A 17783-nucleotide genomic window follows, 5' to 3' on the forward strand; every position below is an offset into this window, starting at 1 on the left:
GGGATCAATTCTGGAACAAGCTGAATCAATATGGCTTTTCCATTGCGCTCTAAGGGTATCAAATAAAGGTCGCACCCCTGTGATGCAGGTTTGTTTCTTTGCGGTGTCTGGAGTTTTGGAGAAAGAGGACGCGATCGCCCACATCAAACGATCGATCGAAAAAACCTACCGCAAAAAAGGCGATGAAATCGTCCAGATGAATCTGAATGCTGTTGATCAAACGCTGGAAAACCTCCATGAAGTGAATGTCCAAACTACACTCCACACTCCACACCCCACACCTTCAATCAAGCCCCCTGTAGCGGATACTGCACCCCCGTTTGTGCGCGAAGTTTTAGGCAAAATGATCGCGGGATGTGGCGATCGTCTTCCCGTGAGTGCTTTACCTGTAGACGGCACCTATCCTACAGGTACGGCAAAGTATGAAAAGCGCAATATTGCCCAAGAAATTCCAGTGTGGGACACCGATGTTTGTGTGCAATGTGGCAAGTGTGTGATGGTCTGTCCTCATAGTGTGATTCGCAGTAAAGTCTACGACGTAGAAGCATTGGAAACTGCGCCAGAAACCTTCAAACATACAAACGCCAGAGATCACGATTGGCAGGGGTTGAAGTTTACAATTCAGGTTGCTGTAGAAGATTGTACAGGCTGTGGCATTTGTGTCGATGTTTGCCCTGCCAAGAACAAATCGCAGCCGCGCTTGAAGGCAATCAATATGAACCCACAGCCACCCCTGCGCGAGTCAGAACGCAGCAATTGGGACTTTTTCTTGGATTTACCCAACCCCGATCGCCCATCGCTCAATCTCCACAAAATCAGTCAGCAGCAAATGCAAGAACCGCTGTTTGAGTTTTCGGGAGCCTGTGCCGGATGTGGAGAAACCCCTTACCTCAAATTAGTGAGTCAATTGTTTGGCGATCGCGCCCTGATTGCCAACGCTACAGGCTGTTCTTCTATCTACGGCGGCAACTTACCCACCACACCCTGGACTCACAACGCTGAAGGACGTGGCCCCGCCTGGTCGAATTCCCTGTTTGAAGACAATGCTGAGTTTGGTCTAGGTTTTCGCGTCTCTATTGATAAACAACGCGAATTTGCTAGTGAACTGCTTCAGCAATTAGCCTCCGAACTGGGAGAAGAATTAGTGAATGCCATTCTGAATGCAACTCAACACGATGAAGCCGACATCTACGAACAGCGCGATCGCGTGGCATTGCTCAAGGAAGGGATTCAAACTCTGCTTGAGCAAATATCTGATAACACTCTAAAATCCAAAATCCAAAACCTAAAATCCCTCGCTGATCTATTCGTCAAAAAGAGTGTCTGGATTATTGGTGGCGATGGTTGGGCGTATGACATTGGCTTTGGTGGCTTAGATCACGTTTTGGCAAGCGGTCGAAATGTCAATGTTCTGGTTTTGGATACCGAAGTGTACTCCAACACAGGCGGGCAGATGTCCAAATCCACCCCGCGTGGAGCCGTTGCCAAATTTGCAGCAGGCGGCAAACCTGCACCCAAAAAAGATCTGGGTTTAATCGCCATGACCTATGGCAATGTCTACGTTGCCAGTGTAGCAATGGGAGCCAGAGATGAACACACGCTCAAAGCCTTCCTGGAAGCCGAGGCGTATGATGGTCCCTCGCTGATCATTGCTTACAGCCATTGCATCGCCCACGGCATTGATATGAGTACCGCCATGCAGAATCAAAAAGCAGCAGTTGATTCTGGGCGGTGGCTGCTCTATCGCTACCATCCCGATCGCCGCCAACAGGGAGCCAACCCACTGCAACTCGATTCCCATGCACCCAAGATTCCCCTGGAGCGATCGATGTATCTAGAAAATCGGTTCAAGATGTTGACCAAAAGCCAGCCAGAAGCCGCAAAACGCCTGTTAGAGGAAGCGCAACAGGATGTCAACACGCGCTGGCAGATGTATCAATATCTAGCTGCCCGACCAACCCAGACTGCAAGGGAGGACTGAAATGGATTTGACTACAACCTATATGGGATTGACGTTGCGATCGCCCCTCGTCCCCTCCTCGTCCCCGCTTTCAGAAAACATCGACAACATCCAACTCATGGAAGATGCGGGAGCCGCTGCCGTAGTGATGCATTCCTTGTTTGAGGAACAGTTGCGGCTGGAACGCTACGAACTGCACCACCATTTGACCTACGGGACTGAGAGTTTTTCTGAAGCGCTCACCTATTTCCCCGAATTGGGCAGTTTTCGGGTGGATTCAGAAACTTATCTTGACCATATTTGCAAGGCAAAGGAGAAGGTCAACATTCCGATCATTGCCAGTTTGAATGGTTCCTCTGTGGGTGGTTGGACAAACTACGCCAAGCAAATTGAACAAGCAGGAGCCGATGCGCTGGAATTGAATGTGTATTACGTGCCAACTGATATGAATCTGACCGGAGCGCAAATTGAACAGACTTATATTGACATTCTTCAATCGGTAAAAGCAGCGGTCACGATTCCGGTTGCGATCAAACTCAGCCCCTACTTCACCAACCTGGCAAATATGGCGCAGCGTTTAGATCAGGTAGGTGCGAATGGACTGGTCTTATTCAATCGATTTTATCAGCCCGATATCAATTTAGAAACACTAGAAGTAGAACCAAATGTGCTCTTGAGTACACCACAGTCGATGCGGTTGCCACTCCGTTGGATGGCGATTCTCTACGGTCACGTCAACGCCAGTTTAGCCGCCACTAGCGGCATTCATAGCGGACAGGATGTGCTGAAAATGTTAATGGCAGGCGCGAATATTACTATGCTCTGCTCAGTGCTGTTGCAACACGGTATTCAGCAGATTCGCGTGATTGAACAGGAAATGCGGGAGTGGATGGAGCAATACGAATACGAATCAGTTCAGCAACTACAAGGGAGCATGAGTCAACAAAATTGCCCAAATCCGAGTGCGTTTGAACGTGCTCAATATATGCGATCGCTCCAAACTTATAAACGGCTCTGAATTTTACAAAAAAAGAGTATTATTAAATTTGATTTATTCAACTCATAAAAATCGAAGATATGTATCCAATCACGCTTGGCTATGAAGAGGCAAAAAATAGAATAAACTCTCTAATGCAGCATGGGCATCATGCAGAAGCTTTGGTCACCTCTGTATTTACGACAGAGAAAATGTTAAGACGTACTCTTAGAAAAATTATTGTATCGGCTGGATTTACCAGTAAAGTTGCTGAAAAATTGATTGGGAAAATCAATGGTTTAGAAGCGATTAAAATATATTGGGAGTTTTATGAGCCAAGTGGTAAGACACTAATCAAAGTAATCGGTGAACGAGAATGGAGCCAGATTAAACAATCGGCAGAGATGCGAAATAAATTAGTTCATGGAGTTCGAGTGTATGAACAAAGTCGTTGTCAAGAAAAGACTGAGAAATTACTCTCTACTTTAGATATCGTGAAGCAAAAACTTGACGAAACTTATGGCTATAGTGGATGGGAAAGATTCACAATTAGAAAAAGAAATAAATTACATATTGACCCAAAAGTGAAGATTGAAGAGAATAAATAAGTAGATCATTTTGATTACTTTATGCTTTTGACAGAAAGCCTTGAATTCCCCTTCACTGTAAAGAGGTCTCAATGAAATTCGTCGATGAATACCGGGATGCAGCCACTGCCCAACAGTATGCAAGGGCGATCGCCCAGATCACCACGCAACCCTGGACGATCATGGAAATCTGTGGCGGACAGACTCACTCGATCGTCAAATTTGGCGTTGACGAATTGTTGCCAAACGAGATTACGCTGATTCACGGTCCCGGTTGTCCCGTCTGTGTTACGCCGATCGAGTTGATTGATCAGGCAATTGCGATCGCATCCCTCCCTAATGTCATCTTCTGTTCTTTTGGCGATATGCTGCGCGTACCCGGTAGCCATGCGGATTTACTCACGGTTAAAGCCAAAGGGGGTGATATTCGGATTGTGTATTCCCCTCTAGATACGATCAACATCGCTCAGGCAAATCCCACAAAACAAATCGTATTTTTTGCCGTTGGGTTTGAAACCACTGCTCCTGCAACTGCGATGTTGGTTTATCAAGCACACCAGCAAGGTATTCAAAATATTTCCCTACTCGTCTCTCATGTTCTGGTTCCCCCCGCAATGGCAGCGATCCTGTCCTCACCTCAGAACAAAGTACAGGGCTTTTTAGCCGCAGGACATGTTTGTACAGTAATGGGCTACGGCGAGTATGAGGCGATCGCCCAGACCTATCAGGTTCCCATTGTGGTGACAGGGTTTGAACCCGTAGATATTCTCCAGGGCTTGTATCTGTGCATCCAGCAGCTAGAACACGGACAGGCACAGGTCGAAAATCAATATGCCCGTTCTGTGCGCCCATCGGGAAATGAGGTGGCTCAAAAACTGATGCGCGATGTGTTTGCGATCGTGCCCCGGCAATGGCGCGGCATTGGTGAAATTCCTTACAGTGGCTTGGGATTGCAGGATGCCTATGCTGACTTTGACGCACTCAAGCGGTTTAACCTCTCCACTGACACCGCGACAGAAGCCACCGAATGTATCAGTGGATTGATTCTCCAGGGCGTGAAGAAACCGCACGAATGTTCCGCCTTTGGCACTCGTTGCACACCCGAACATCCCCTCGGTGCGCCGATGGTATCTTCTGAAGGAGCCTGTGCCGCTTATTATCGCTACCGCCCCTGATATTGACTATGAGCATGAACCCCAACTTTACGCTGTCCTGCCCCATTCCGATTCAGCAATATCCAACAGTTTTGCTAGCACATGGAGGTGGCGGCAAGTTGATGCATCAGTTAATTGAACAAATGTTTGTACCAGCGTTTAGCAATGCAACACTGAATGTCCGGCAGGATGCGGCGGCGATCGCCCTCAATGGTCAAAACTTAGCCTTCACAACAGATTCTTATGTGGTTCGTCCCTTGTTCTTTCCCGGTGGCGATATTGGCTCTCTGGCAGTGAATGGTACGGTGAATGATTTGGCAATGGTCGGGGCGCGTCCCCTTTATCTGAGTGCTGGCTTCATTTTGGAAGAGGGGTTGCCAATGGAAACGCTATGGCGAATTGTACAGTCGATGCAGCAAGCCGCTCAAGCCGCGAATGTGCAGATCGTCACAGGTGATACAAAGGTTGTAGATAACGGTAAGGGCGACGGTATTTTTGTCAACACGGCTGGCATTGGCATCATTGAATATCCCCAAATCATTGCACCTCAGAGCGTTCAGCCCGGTGATGTTGTGATCTTAAATGGCGATATTGGACGACACGGCATTGCTATTATGGCGGTTCGTGAAGGGCTAGAGTTTGAAACCACGATCGAGAGCGATTCTGCCCCCCTTGCCGATTTAGTGCTTCAGCTTCTAGCAGCCGGAATTGAAATCCACTGCATGAGAGATTTGACCCGTGGTGGGTTAGCCAGTGCGCTGAATGAAATTGCTGAAGTCGCAGGGATGGAAATTGCGATCGTGGAAACCCAAATCCCCGTCCGCGAAGATGTTCAAGGTGCCTGCGAAATTTTGGGCTTTGACCCGCTTTATGTTGCCAACGAAGGACGATTCGTTGCTTTTATACCCACAAAAGACGCTGAACAGGCTTTAGGAATCATGCGTTCACATAAGATTGAAAAAGAAAACTCAAACCTATCAGACATCAATCCATGCATCATTGGTTATGTCACAGAAAAGTCATCAGGCATTGTGAAAATGACCAGTAAAATTGGTGTTCAACGCATCGTCGATATGTTAAGCGGTGAACAACTACCCCGCATCTGCTGAGGCACACAGCTTTCTCTTTTAAGGATATAGCAATCCTAAATGATTTGTGAAAGCGGGCGAAAGTGATAAACTGCTTTACATTCTCCAGTTAGTGCTGTCAATTTATCCATGAACGAACTCACTGAATTCATCCAGAGTAACCCTGATTCGCGTGAACTAAAACGGGCGTTAGCTAGTTCGGCGGGAATCCCCACACCAACGAAGCGTATGGTGTGGGATGAAAGCCAGGGTTATTTTTTGCCGTCTTGTTTGTGGTCTTCACCATCGCTGGAGAACAAGCAAGACAGGCAAAAAATAACCAATTTCTTACAAACGAAGCGATAGTTCTGATATACTTCTGAGCAAAGCAACATAAACGCTGCAAGTAGAATCCCAATACTAATCAAAATACCTTTGATTACGAAGACCTCCCATCATCCCAGCGATGTTTATCTAGGCGTTCTGTTTTCGATTGGTTAAGGTATTGCGTAGCTTCGCAGCAATTAGCGGCGCAAAGGTGAGAATAACAAGTCCGATTACCATTAAGCCACCCTGAGACAAATTATAGTCAGACAGAATCCGTTCCCAGGAATAGCCTAAAATTAATCGTCCTAAGCCAACCTCAAATGCCAGGGTTAAGACCGCCCACAACACGCCAATTTTTAACAATTGAGACCGTGATGCCTGAAGCCATGGCACAAAGAGAGTAGCGATGGCTAATATCAAAACAACACCTGTAAAAAACGAGACTTGACGAGCTGGGAGATCGCCAATTAGGGGCGCAAGCCATAACGTTCGAGCCGTGCCATGTAGCGTTTCGGCAAGGATGATCACAAACCAAACGACAACCCCTTTGAGCCAGACTATCATTACTTTCACCTTTGTGGATACCAGGTTTGATACCATTGCTGCATTTGTTCGATCTCAGCACTTTGACTGCGAGCGATCGATTGAGCCAGAGCACGAATTTCAGGATGCTTCGCACTATTCGCCACCATCGTAGACATCATGATTGCCATCTGATGATGAGGAATCATTTGCACAATGAATTCCCGATCAAAGTCCGCAGCGTTCTCTAAAGCATTGAGATCTGTACCCATCGATCCCTTGCCCACCTGTCCTCTACCCATCATTCCAGGTCGTTGGGAGGGTGATGCTACTCCATTACGCCGCATCATCCCCATTCCCATTCCAGCAGACCAAGCAGGAACATCTGCACCGTACCACTGTTTATACCAGGCTTGCATCTGCTGGATTTCCTGCGTTTGTGTAGTTTTAATGGCTTTAGCCAGCGCTTTGAGTTCAGGATGCTGTGCCCGACTGAGCGCTAAATCTGCCATTGCCACTGCGTCTTCATGATGAGGAATCATCATCACAATGAAGTGTTGATCTGCTTGAGCCATCATCCCTGGCATTCGAGGAATAGATGTTGGAGCGCTGGTCGGAGAACTTTGGGGAGAAATGACTTCTCTAGCTGATATATTTCCTGGAACAGTGGACGAATTCACAGAAGATGGCGGTTTGGGTCTGACGTTATAAACAATCAGTGATGCCAAAACTGCACCCATAGTCAATCCGATCAGACCATACAAGAGTGGTTTCTGATGGCTAAGTTTGTTCGCTTTCATGCTGCTGACTCCCTTTCAATCTATCCAATTTCAGCCTAGCGCTCAAATTTGAGGAACCTGTGAGGAGAAAGTGGTTAGCCCTGTTTTGCAGTTACATATTTTTATATTTGCAGCATTACTTGGGTGCGATCGCCCATACTCACAAGTTCCTCAGACTCTTTTTTTATAATCAAGGGATGGAGCTTCAGAGATATAGCAGTTTTCACTAGAGTGAGGTACGGCATCGCATCTATAATGCCTGTGCAGTAAGGATCTGATGTACTTCATTCATGCGGGAACCGCTATAAAGGCAATATCCAACACTCTTCAACACTCCATTAATGCTCTTAATAGTTGGAGAAAAAATTTTATGGTGCAAACAACAATTGCCCAATCATCTCTGTACGGAAAGGCACAAGCATTTGTATTACCTCTAAGGGATGTTGGCATTACAGATATCCCGATCGTGGGCGGCAAAAATGCATCCCTGGGAGAAATGCTGCAACAACTCTCTCCGAAAGGCATTAACGTTCCTGATGGCTTTGCGACAACGGCTTATGCCTACCGTCACTTTATTAAGGTTGCAGGACTAGAAGAAAAGCTCCGCCACCTCTTTGCAGCTCTGGATGTTGAGGACATGCCGAGTCTACAGCAGGTGGGACAGCAGGCACGATCGCTCATCCTTCAAACACCGTTTTCCGATGAGTTGCAAGCCGCCATTATCCAGGGCTATCAAACGTTGTGTGAATGTTATGGTGCGGATACAGACGTGGCAGTGCGTTCTAGCGCTACGGCAGAAGACTTGCCCGATGCTAGCTTTGCTGGACAGCAGGAAACCTATTTGAATGTGCATGGCAGCAACAGCGTATTAGAAGCCTGTCATAAGTGTTTTGCCTCGATTTTTACCGATCGCGCCATTTCCTATCGGCAAACCAAGGGTTTCGATCACTTTAATGTCGCCCTTTCAGTCGGTGTGCAAAAGATGGTGCGCTCTGATCTGGCAACTTCAGGCGTGATGTTTTCGATCGACACCGAAACAGGCTTCAAAGATGCGGCTTTGATTACCGCTGCCTACGGCTTAGGTGAAACCGTGGTGCAGGGTGCTGTCAATCCCGATGAATATTTAGTGTTCAAACCAACACTGAAGCAGGGATTCCGACCCATTTTAGAGAAGCGGCTGGGCAGCAAAGAAATCAAAATGATTTATGACGTGGGCGGCTCTAAGTTCACCAAGAATGTTCCCGTACCGCTAGAACAGCGACGGCAATTTGCCATTAGCGATGATGAGATTTTGACCCTGGCACGGTGGGCCTGTGAGATTGAAGACCACTACTCCACCGTTCGTGGTCTCTACACACCAATGGACATTGAATGGGCAAAAGATGGCATCACGAATGATCTCTTTATTGTGCAAGCCCGTCCAGAAACAGTGCAATCGCAGAAGATGCAAAACGTTCTGCGGAGCTACGAACTGAAAGAAAAAGGCAGCGCTTTAGTGAAGGGACGTGCGGTCGGTGAAATGATTGGTCAGGGCAAAGCCAGAGTCATTCTGGATAGCCACAACATTGATCAATTTCAAGCGGGTGAAGTATTGGTGACAAACCGGACTGACCCGGATTGGGAACCGATTATGAAACGAGCCAGTGCAATCGTCACCAATCAGGGCGGGCGTACCTGCCATGCTGCCATTATTGCCAGAGAAATGGGCATTCCGGCGATCGTCGGGTGTGGCAACGCGACCACTGTTTTGCAACCGGGACAGGCGCTTACCGTTTCTTGTGCTGAGGGTGAAGAAGGGCGAGTTTACGAGGGCTTATTATCCTTCAGTGTCAAGGAAATCCCCTTGGAAACATTACCCCGCACCCGCACCCAAATTCTGATGAATGTGGGTAATCCTGAGGAAGCCTTTGGTCTCTCTGCGATCCCGAGTGATGGCGTTGGCTTAGCCCGCATGGAATTTATCATTGCGAATCAAATTCAGGTGCATCCACTGGCACTGTTGTACTTTGATCAGTTAGAGAATGAACCTGATCGAGACAAGATTACTGAGTTAACGTCTCAGTATGAGGATAAAGCGCAATTCTTTGTAGACAAATTAGCACAGGGTATGGGCATGATCGCCGCTGCCTTTTATCCCAAACCTGTCATTGTTCGGATGTCTGACTTTAAAAGCAACGAATACGCCAATCTGATCGGTGGCAGGCAGTTTGAGCCGCATGAAGAGAACCCGATGATGGGCTGGCGTGGAGCATCTCGTTACTATGACGATCGCTATCGAGATGGCTTTGCCCTGGAATGTTACGCCATGAAGCGCGTGCGGGATGAGATGGGTTTAACCAACGTGATTTTGATGATCCCTTTCTGCCGCACACCTGAAGAAGGAAAATGTGTGTTGGCTGAGATGGCAAAACATAGTCTGACGCGAGGTGAAAACGGTCTAAAAGTCTATGTCATGTGCGAGTTACCCAGTAATGTGATGCTAGCAGATGAGTTCAGCCAAGTCTTTGATGGGTTTTCCATCGGCTCGAATGATCTGACGCAGTTAACGCTCGGACTCGATCGCGATTCATCCCTCGTTGCCCATTTGTTTGATGAACGGAATAACGCTGTGAAACGCATGATTCAGCAAGCGATCGTCACTGCAAAACGATGCGATCGCAAAATTGGTATTTGTGGTCAAGCTCCCAGCGACTATCCTGAGTTTGCTCGCTTCCTAGTTGAGCACGGCATTGATTCTATCAGCCTCAACCCAGATTCTGTCCTCAAAACACTGCTGGAAATTGCGGCGGTTGAAGCAGGTGAAATCTAATTGGAGAGTTTTACACCACTCGTTTGTTAATTTCTTGTTGCAGCTTCACATTCCAATAGCTCAACGACTCCTGGAAAAACATCCTGGGGGGTAATGGTTTGGATCGATTCGACATAGTAGCGGTTTTTGCGCTCCATCATCTCCTGAAGTCGTTTTTGAATTAGAAGATAGACAAGCGGAAAGTTCTCTCTTGTATTCTTTGCATCACAGAAGTCTTTCAAACTCGATCGCTTTGAACCAGGCTTAGAAACTACAGGTATCTCCGATGAACTCGTTGTCGCCGCATCAATCTACGTTATCTTGGTGGGTAGAAGTCTACACCTCTTTTCCCCAGAAAATTTATTACCTGGCCCCCTTCAACAGTCGAGAAGAGGCGAAGACTTCTAGAGGCGCACATATTGAAGCTCTGTATAACAACGAAGCGAGAGACATTGTTGCCTTGATCAAGTAGCGTTAGCCTAACAACTTTTTAATTAGAGAGCTATCATGTCAAACTCAGTGCGCCGTTACACTGCACCCCCTAGTAGCTGCCCGATCGCTTTTTTGCGGCAAGGCTCAACTGGAACTGATGTCATTGACTTGCAGTATAGCTTGCAACAGCGAGGCTTTAATCCAGGGGCGATCGATGGCAGCTTCGGCAGTCGCACCCACACCGCAGTTTACAGATTTCAATTTTCTCAAGAACTGTCGCTGACGGGCAGCGTTGATTTAGAAACTTGGCAAGCCCTAGATCATGTTTGTTAACTTGACGATCGCTCCGTCATTGCTTCAACTAGAACTCATACATTTCGCATCGTAATTCATCAACTCAATCAAGAAATCAAACACTTTTCCAGCATCTTTATAAAAGAGTTTCTCTAGCTCTTTCAACTTTAACCATTGAATCTTTGGAAAAATAGTGATATTAGATGTTGATCGGGGTAAGGAATCTAATACCTAATCTATTGCCCAATGAAGCTATCTCTAAAAACTCTAGGAGTTGCCCCCAACGCTTGGGCAGTCGATGCAGCCACCGCCGATATTACCCGACCGCCTTTAGAGCCAAAGCCGATCGCGATCGCCACAGACACCAAAACGCTGCGCCTTGATCTAGCCAAAGCCGCAATTCTGGTGATCGATATGCAGAACGATTTTTGTCATGCGGATGGCTGGTTGGCGCACATTGGGGTCGATGTCACCCCAGCCAGAACTCCGATCGCGCCACTCCAACGATTCTTACCAGGGCTGCGAAGTCAGCAAGTGCCTGTAATTTGGGTCAACTGGGGCAATCGTCCTGATTTGCTCAACATTAGTGCGGCGGCTCTTCACGTCTACAATCCCACTGGGTCGGGCATTGGGTTGGGTGATCCATTACCTCGCAATCAAGCGCCAGTGCTGATGGCAGGAAGTTGGGGAGCCGCTGTCGTCGATGAGCTAACCCAAGCGCCCGAAGATGTCTGTGTGAATAAGTATCGTATGAGTGGCTTTTGGGACACGCCACTCGATAGCATTCTCCGCAACTTGGGCAAAACGACGCTCTTTTTTGCAGGGGTAAATGCTGATCAGTGCGTCATGACAACCTTACAAGACGCGAACTTTTTAGGCTATGACTGTTGTTTAATCAAAGACTGCACTGCCACGACTTCGCCTGATTTTTGTTGGCAAGCTACCTTGTATAACGTCAAACAATGCTTTGGGTTTGTCACCGAATCTGAGGCGATTTTGAGTGCGATCGCAAAATAGGGGCACGACACTGCCATGTCCTTACCTCAACATTCGGGCGGATTGTATCAGAATTGGCAAACAAGTTAAATATAAGAGGCTGAGATCAGACTATTCGCCACTCTTAGAGGAGACTCTCATGCTCGAAGACAGTTGTGTAATCGCTGTAGTCAAATCTCCGCAAGATTATCAGGCTTATCGCATTAGCCCTCAAGATTCAAATCGGTTGGCGATCGTGTTTGACCCCGCGATCGCCAATTTTTCGATGACATTCTGTGTGGAAATTTTTGATGTTGGTGGAAAAACGCCGCCTAATCGTCATCAAATGGCGATCGAGATGTTTTTTGTCCTCAAAGGGCAAGGCATCGCCATTTGTGATGGCAAAGAAGTGCCGATTCAGGCGGGTGACAGTCTTCTCGTTCCGCCGACGGGCATTCACCAAGTCAAAAACACTGGCTCTGAGCGACTTTATGCTCTGTGTTTTATGGTGCCAAACGAAGACTTTGCCGAACTGATTCGCAGTGGCGTTCGGGTTGAGCTAGACGAAGAAGATATGGCAGTTTTGCGGCGCACTCCCGTTCCCAAACTTTCTCATGTTTAAAGTGTTGCCTAAGCAGACGCATTCGATGCAGACGCGCGATCGCGTGCGTTTGGATGCAGATGTTTACTATCCCGATGCAGTTGGCCCGTTTCCGGTGCTGCTGATGCGGCAACCTTATGGGCGGGCGATCGCGTCTACGATCGTGTATGCTCACCCGATCTGGTATGCGGCTCACGGCTACATTGTGGTCATTCAAGATGTGCGGGGTCGCGGCACTTCTGAAGGAGAATTTTGGCTGTTTGAAGATGAGATCGAAGATGGCTACGACACGGTGAATTGGGCGGCAGCGCTTCCTCAGAGCAGTGGCGTGGTGGGAATGTATGGGTTTTCCTATCAGGGCATGACTCAACTCTATGCGGCGGTGAAACGTCCCGTTGCGCTCAAGGCGTTGTGCCCCGCGATGTTGGGCTATGACCTCTATCACGATTGGGCTTATGAGGGCGGGGCGTTTTGTCTGCAAGCAAATTTAGGATGGGCGATCCAAGTTGCGGCAGAAACGGCACGACTCAAAGCAGACGAAGCGACATTTTTAGCGCTTTCTGATGCCGCGAGAAACTTGCCGCTGCACGATCCTGTTCCGGCTCGTCCCGCGATTATGAGTGAGTTGGCAGCAGATTCATTTTATCACGATTGGCTCGATCGTCCCCCATCTGATCCTTATTGGCAGAGACTATCTCCCAAAACTTATGTCGAAGCGTTTGATCTGCCAATGCTGCATATTGGCGGTTGGTTCGACCCCTTTATGCGCGGCACATTAAATCTCTACAATGCAACGGCAGCGCGTAGCCAACATCCTCAGCATTTGTTAGTCGGAGCCTGGGCACATTTGCCCTGGGGTCGCAAAGTAGGTTCAGTGGATTATGGATCAGAGGCGGCAAGCTTGTGCGATCGCGCTCAAATTCGCTGGTTTGACCAATTTCTTAAAGGCATTGACACCGAACTCCTGAACGAACCCTCCGTTAAATTATTTGAACTCGGAAGCAACCAGTGGCGATCGTTCGATCGCTTTCCCACTGACGCTAAGACTCCCTACTATCTCACCAGCACCGGGCTGGCTGGACTTACGGACGCTGACGGTTCGTTAACTTCGACTCCGGGTGATTATTCTGCCTTTGATCAACTGGTTCATGATCCTTGGCGACCTGTTCCGGCGTTGGGTGGTCATGCGTCTGCGCCGTCTGGCTCGTTCGATCGCGCCTCTCTTGATTGCCGAAGTGATGTTCTCACCTACACTTCTGCGCCTTTTGATGACGGGTTGCAGGTGATCGGACAAGCGATCGTCACGCTCTATTGCAGCGCCGATATGCCCAGCTTTGACTTATCTGCGGTGCTGTCTGAAGTTCGTCCGAACGGCGGAGTTTATAACGTCACTCAAGGCTATCGACGCGTCAACTCTAGCGAAGTGACCGAGCCATTGCAGATTGTTCTTCAGCCTATTTGCATTCAGATTGCTAAAGGGAGTGCAATTCGACTCAGCTTGAGTGCCGCCTGTTTTCCTGCCTACCCGGTGAATGGGGGAACCGGAGCCACGCCAGGAGAGGCAAAAGCGATCGCAGCTCAAATCATCACGCTCACCCTGCAAACTGAAGATTCTTGCGTCTTATTGCCGATCTCAACCTAATAGGGACACTAAATTCGACTACGATTGGCAGAAATCACGGATGCTGACACACTATTGAGAGGTTGTCACACTAGAGGATTAGTGATTTTGTGCCAAGAAACCCATTCGATCGGAGTCGATTTCGATGAAGCAACTCAGCGTCAAAATTGCCCACCTGCCAGATGATTGGGCACCCATTCGGGCAATTCGCCGCGCCGTGTTTCAGCAGGAGCAAGGCGTTGAGGAAGCCTTAGAATTTGACGGACGGGATGACGAAGCCGTTCAGTTTTTAGCGTCTCTAGACGATCGCCCCGTCGGAACGGCTCGAATTCGCTTTTTAAGTCAATCTACGGCAAAGTTAGAACGTCTTGCAGTGCTATCGGATGCCAGAAAACAAGGAGTCGGTCAACAGATCATGCAGACCGCTCTCAAGTTTTTAGGTGAAAAAAACATTTCAGAAATCCGTATTCATGCCCAAGAACCTGTAAAAGAGTTCTATCAGGCATTGGGGTTTGAGGCTGAAGGCGATCGGTTTGAAGAAGCCGGAATTCCTCACTTTAAAATGAGCAAACGATTGGGATGAATTAGTGGGCGCGACAAAACCAGACTGGATTAAAGGATTGCCGATTTTAGGACTGATCTGGCTCACCGGAGCCGTGATCGATCGAGTCTGGTTTGCGATCGACCAATCCATTCCCGGCTGGGATCAAGCTGACTATCTCACGGGCGCGATGAACTATTGGCGCGCGCTGCAATCTCCTCAGTGGTTTTCTCAAAGCTGGTGGGCAGAGTTTTGGATGCTGTCGTCTAAAATTCCGCCTTTAGTCTACATTTCGACCGTGCCGTTTTTATCGATCTTTGGCACAGGAGTCGAACAGTCTACGATCGTCAATCTGCTTTATAGCGCGATTCTGCTCGGCTCTGTTTATGGGCTAGGGGCACGGTTGTTTGATGTCCAAGTCGGTCTATGGGCAGCCGCTATTTGCCTGCTGTTTCCAGAACTTTATAGAATTCGCTTAGACTTTCTGCTCGACTACCCATTAGTCGCTATGGTGACTTTAAGCATTTTCACCTTAACGATGTGGGCAGTTAGCAAGGGTGAATCTCTGAGCAAATCTCAAAATCATCCTTCTTTTCATGGATTAACGCTGCATCCTGCAAGTTATCCCTGGATTTGGTCGATCGCTTTTGGCATTGCTTTTGGGCTGTCGCTCTTAACGAAACAAACCGCTCTATTATTTTTAGCCGTGCCGATCGCCTGGTTATTATTCACATTTCTCTGGCAAAAAGCGTGGATAAAACTGGCTCAACTGCTGCTGAGTTTGACGATCGCGCTGACCATCTGCCTCCCGTGGTATCGCCTCAATTGGCTGCTGGTTTTAACCTCTAGTAAACGCGCCACGATCGATTCAGCCATTGTGGAAGGAGATCCGCCCCTCAACACGTTAGCTGCCTGGATTTTTTATCTCAAACTGTTGCCGTCTCTCGTGTCTTATCCATTGCTGATCGCGGGGCTAGTAGGGCTATTGCTCTATTGGAAGCGATCGGTGATTTTAGGTGAATGGTTTATCTCAGGCGGTCGGCTGCGACAGAAAATAGACTACGGCGGATTGCGAAAAAGAGGCTATCGACAAGCCATTTATCGCCGTTGGTGGCGATCGTTAGGGTGGCTTGCAGTGTTTTTAGCGGGCGGTTATTTATTGAGTTCGCTCAACGTCAACAAAGACGATCGCTACATCACGCCTTTGTTGCCTGTGCTAGCGGTAGTGTTAGCACAGGGATTGGTGCTATTTCCCGATCGCTTACGTGGCTTGCGCTGGGGCGCTGTTGGGTTGTCAACTCTGATCATGGTGTTTAACTTAATGCCGATCGAGTTTGTTCCTAGATTCTGGTCAAGCACTTACTCTCATCACGCAACACTGGCAGCAGACTGGCATCACGAAGACGTAATTGATGAAGTGATTCGCACCGATCCCTATCTCCGCAGCACAGTAGGCGTACTCCCTTCTTTACCGAGCTTCAATCAACACAACCTCAACTATTTCGGAGTGCTGCAAAACTTTCAGGTTTATGGGCGGCAAGTTGGCACAAGACTCAAGCAAGTTGAACAAGATGCCCGATCGCTGTCCTGGTTTGTGACGAAAAGTGGCGATCAAGGTTCTATTCGCCAATCATCGGCTCTAACTGCATTAGAGAAGACGATCGTTCAAAGCTCAGATCTTCAGTTAAAAAAAACCTGGTCACTTCCCGATCGCAGCACGCTTTATCTCTATCATCGTCAGGTTCCGACGCTGCAAGTTCAACCGCTTGAGACTAAAGGTGGACAACCTGTACGGTTAGAGCAGGTGCGAGTGCCCAATCAAGCGGCACCCGGACAACCTTTACCCGTCACTTATCGCTGGTCAGGCTCTTGGAAAGAGTTGAAATCAGGCTTAGTGTTACTTACCTGGAGTCGAACAGATGGAACTAAAGCCGGAAATCGCTGGCTGCATGACCACGCGATCGCGTTAGGAATGCTGCAACCCAAGGCGGGCAAAGACAATGCTCAATTTCAGATCATCGAACGACTCGCCATGTTGCCGCCTGCTAATGCCGCAGGAAGCTATACCCTAACGGCAACCTACCTCAACTCTAAAACAGGCGAAACTTATAGAATTCCGGTGCCAGAAGTGCGGTTAAAGATTAATGCTGATGCGATCGCCATTGCAGACGCGCAGGTTGATTTTGTGACAAGGCTACGATCGCTGTCTGCCCTGATCCCCAAAGGAGTCAGTGCGCTCCCTGGGGTTTTTGAGCAAATCGGCAGCATCAATCAATATGACCCTACTCAAAGCTATGCAGTGCAAGCGCGTCAAACGTTAGCCTATCGACTTCAGCAAGAGCCTAAAAACCTTGAGTTTGCCTATAATCTGGCACTGGCAACAGTGTTGACTCGGCAGGTCGATCGCGCGATCGTTGCCTTTGAGCGAGTCACTCAATTAGACTCCAAAAACCCCTATGCTTATGCCTATCTGGCGTTTGTCAATCTCTATGACTTTCGACCTAAAGCGGCTCAAACTGCTTTGCGATCGGCGTTGGCACTCAACCCAAACCTACCAGAACTACACGCCCTCAATGGAGTTGCTGCTCTCATGCAGGGCAATCTAGTTCAAGCGGGGCAGGAAGCGAGGACGTTTCAAAAGGGTTAGATAGGTAGACTAATCCTGGGCAGAGTTGTCTCAAAGACAGAAATAGGACTAGCGGCAGAGTTGAGCGATGATAAACCAAGCATAAACGAAGCAAAAAGACTTTGTTCGCTGCTCTAGCATCTTGTTATAGTGATTTGAACTTCTAGCATAGAGAAATCTTTTATGGCACTCAATGACTTTAGAGAAGTATTTCTTCCTTACTGTTTAAAAAAGCAAGATGATGGACGATACGTGGTGCTTAACAGAGAATATAAGCCGATTGGCTTCAAAAATAGAGAAAATGTCAAGTATGAGGACTATCCTATTTGTGTTGAATTGAAAGGGATAGGTTCAGCAACAGCGGCAAAGCTTTCTTACAAAGGTGATTCAAGTATGGATAATATTTATTTATACAATGATAGTTGTGTTCCGACTGAAAGTGCCGAACACATGAAAAATTACCTTAAACGCTTAGAAATCTTGGCAAAACTTAAAGTTGTCTAGTTAAGTAAATATAGTCAGTTTATGAAAAT

At 47.9% G+C, this 17783-nt stretch carries 16 protein-coding genes; 14 read left to right on the forward strand and 2 right to left on the reverse strand.

Annotated elements, in window-relative coordinates; genetic code table 11:
• The 5 genes from C7B65_RS19940 to hypE form a co-directional block, all read left to right on the forward strand.
• Nucleotides 1-1981, forward strand: a 1981-nt coding sequence (locus C7B65_RS19940) for a 4Fe-4S double cluster binding domain-containing protein (protein WP_146135837.1), incomplete at its 5' end; no start/stop codon positions are given.
• Nucleotide 1982: 1 nt separating this feature from the next.
• Nucleotides 1983-2978, forward strand: a complete 996-nt coding sequence (locus C7B65_RS19945) for a dihydroorotate dehydrogenase-like protein (protein WP_073074398.1) — start codon at nt 1983-1985, stop codon at nt 2976-2978.
• A 59-nt stretch (nt 2979-3037) separates the two neighbouring features.
• The gene (locus C7B65_RS19950; protein ID WP_073074399.1) at nt 3038-3544 is read left to right on the forward strand and encodes a hypothetical protein; all 507 of its coding nucleotides are present in this window, start codon (nt 3038-3040) and stop codon (nt 3542-3544) included.
• 71 nt (nt 3545-3615) lie between these two features.
• The gene (gene hypD / locus C7B65_RS19955; protein WP_073074400.1) at nt 3616-4698 is read left to right on the forward strand and encodes a hydrogenase formation protein HypD; all 1083 of its coding nucleotides are present in this window, start codon (nt 3616-3618) and stop codon (nt 4696-4698) included.
• 8 nt (nt 4699-4706) lie between these two features.
• Nucleotides 4707-5786 (forward strand): hydrogenase expression/formation protein HypE, encoded by a 1080-nt coding sequence (gene hypE, locus C7B65_RS19960; RefSeq protein ID WP_073074401.1) that lies wholly within the window; start codon nt 4707-4709, stop codon nt 5784-5786.
• A gap of 432 nt (nt 5787-6218) precedes the next feature.
• On the opposite strand, the gene C7B65_RS19965 is transcribed toward hypE, so the two are convergent.
• Nucleotides 6219-6635 (reverse strand): hypothetical protein, encoded by a 417-nt coding sequence (locus tag C7B65_RS19965; protein ID WP_073074402.1) that lies wholly within the window; start codon nt 6633-6635, stop codon nt 6219-6221.
• Between the two features lie 5 nt (nt 6636-6640).
• The gene (locus C7B65_RS19970; protein ID WP_073074403.1) at nt 6641-7393 is read right to left on the reverse strand and encodes a DUF305 domain-containing protein; all 753 of its coding nucleotides are present in this window, start codon (nt 7391-7393) and stop codon (nt 6641-6643) included.
• Between the two features lie 349 nt (nt 7394-7742).
• Here C7B65_RS19970 and ppsA point away from each other — a divergent pair, with 349 nt between their 5' ends.
• From ppsA to C7B65_RS20020, 9 genes are all read left to right on the forward strand, one after another.
• A complete protein-coding gene (ppsA, locus tag C7B65_RS19975; RefSeq protein WP_073074404.1) occupies nt 7743-10181 on the forward strand; it encodes a phosphoenolpyruvate synthase in 2439 nt (812 codons plus the stop codon).
• 265 nt (nt 10182-10446) lie between these two features.
• A complete protein-coding gene (locus tag C7B65_RS19985) occupies nt 10447-10632 on the forward strand; it encodes a DUF1816 domain-containing protein (protein ID WP_073074405.1) in 186 nt (61 codons plus the stop codon).
• A 35-nt stretch (nt 10633-10667) separates the two neighbouring features.
• The gene (locus tag C7B65_RS19990; RefSeq protein WP_073074406.1) at nt 10668-10925 is read left to right on the forward strand and encodes a peptidoglycan-binding domain-containing protein; all 258 of its coding nucleotides are present in this window, start codon (nt 10668-10670) and stop codon (nt 10923-10925) included.
• Nucleotides 10926-11132: 207 nt separating this feature from the next.
• A complete protein-coding gene (locus tag C7B65_RS19995) occupies nt 11133-11903 on the forward strand; it encodes a cysteine hydrolase family protein (RefSeq protein ID WP_073074407.1) in 771 nt (256 codons plus the stop codon).
• Between the two features lie 118 nt (nt 11904-12021).
• A complete protein-coding gene (locus C7B65_RS20000; protein ID WP_073074408.1) occupies nt 12022-12483 on the forward strand; it encodes a cupin domain-containing protein in 462 nt (153 codons plus the stop codon).
• Entirely contained in the window at nt 12476-14104 is a 1629-nt protein-coding gene (locus tag C7B65_RS20005; protein WP_073074409.1) for a CocE/NonD family hydrolase, read from the forward strand. The genes C7B65_RS20000 and C7B65_RS20005 overlap by 8 nt, the downstream gene beginning before the upstream one ends.
• Nucleotides 14105-14228: 124 nt before the next feature.
• On the forward strand, nt 14229-14666 hold the full coding sequence (locus C7B65_RS20010) for a GNAT family N-acetyltransferase (RefSeq protein WP_073074410.1): 438 nt from the start codon (nt 14229-14231) through the stop codon (nt 14664-14666).
• Nucleotides 14667-14670: 4 nt separating this feature from the next.
• Nucleotides 14671-17271: a phospholipid carrier-dependent glycosyltransferase gene (locus tag C7B65_RS20015; protein WP_073074411.1), complete on the forward strand. Its 2601-nt coding sequence runs from the start codon at nt 14671-14673 to the stop codon at nt 17269-17271.
• A 162-nt stretch (nt 17272-17433) separates the two neighbouring features.
• Nucleotides 17434-17754, forward strand: a complete 321-nt coding sequence (locus C7B65_RS20020; RefSeq protein WP_073074412.1) for a hypothetical protein — start codon at nt 17434-17436, stop codon at nt 17752-17754.
• Nucleotides 17755-17783: the final 29 nt, after the last annotated feature.

The organism is Phormidesmis priestleyi ULC007 (assembly GCF_003003695.1).
GTDB lineage: Bacteria > Cyanobacteriota > Cyanobacteriia > Leptolyngbyales > Leptolyngbyaceae > Phormidesmis_A > Phormidesmis_A priestleyi_A.

Coding starts and splice junctions, on each gene's coding strand:
- ppsA (WP_073074404.1), top strand. CDS start 7,743: ATGGTGCAAACAACAATTGCCCAATCATCTCTGTACGGAAAGGCACAA.
- C7B65_RS19965 (WP_073074402.1), bottom strand. CDS start 6,635: ATGATAGTCTGGCTCAAAGGGGTTGTCGTTTGGTTTGTGATCATCCTT.
- C7B65_RS19970 (WP_073074403.1), bottom strand. CDS start 7,393: ATGAAAGCGAACAAACTTAGCCATCAGAAACCACTCTTGTATGGTCTG.
- C7B65_RS20005 (WP_073074409.1), top strand. CDS start 12,476: ATGTTTAAAGTGTTGCCTAAGCAGACGCATTCGATGCAGACGCGCGAT.
- C7B65_RS19985 (WP_073074405.1), top strand. CDS start 10,447: ATGAACTCGTTGTCGCCGCATCAATCTACGTTATCTTGGTGGGTAGAA.
- C7B65_RS20020 (WP_073074412.1), top strand. CDS start 17,434: ATGGCACTCAATGACTTTAGAGAAGTATTTCTTCCTTACTGTTTAAAA.
- C7B65_RS19950 (WP_073074399.1), top strand. CDS start 3,038: ATGTATCCAATCACGCTTGGCTATGAAGAGGCAAAAAATAGAATAAAC.
- C7B65_RS19990 (WP_073074406.1), top strand. CDS start 10,668: ATGTCAAACTCAGTGCGCCGTTACACTGCACCCCCTAGTAGCTGCCCG.
- hypD (WP_073074400.1), top strand. CDS start 3,616: ATGAAATTCGTCGATGAATACCGGGATGCAGCCACTGCCCAACAGTAT.
- C7B65_RS19945 (WP_073074398.1), top strand. CDS start 1,983: ATGGATTTGACTACAACCTATATGGGATTGACGTTGCGATCGCCCCTC.
- C7B65_RS20010 (WP_073074410.1), top strand. CDS start 14,229: ATGAAGCAACTCAGCGTCAAAATTGCCCACCTGCCAGATGATTGGGCA.
- C7B65_RS20000 (WP_073074408.1), top strand. CDS start 12,022: ATGCTCGAAGACAGTTGTGTAATCGCTGTAGTCAAATCTCCGCAAGAT.
- hypE (WP_073074401.1), top strand. CDS start 4,707: ATGAGCATGAACCCCAACTTTACGCTGTCCTGCCCCATTCCGATTCAG.
- C7B65_RS19995 (WP_073074407.1), top strand. CDS start 11,133: ATGAAGCTATCTCTAAAAACTCTAGGAGTTGCCCCCAACGCTTGGGCA.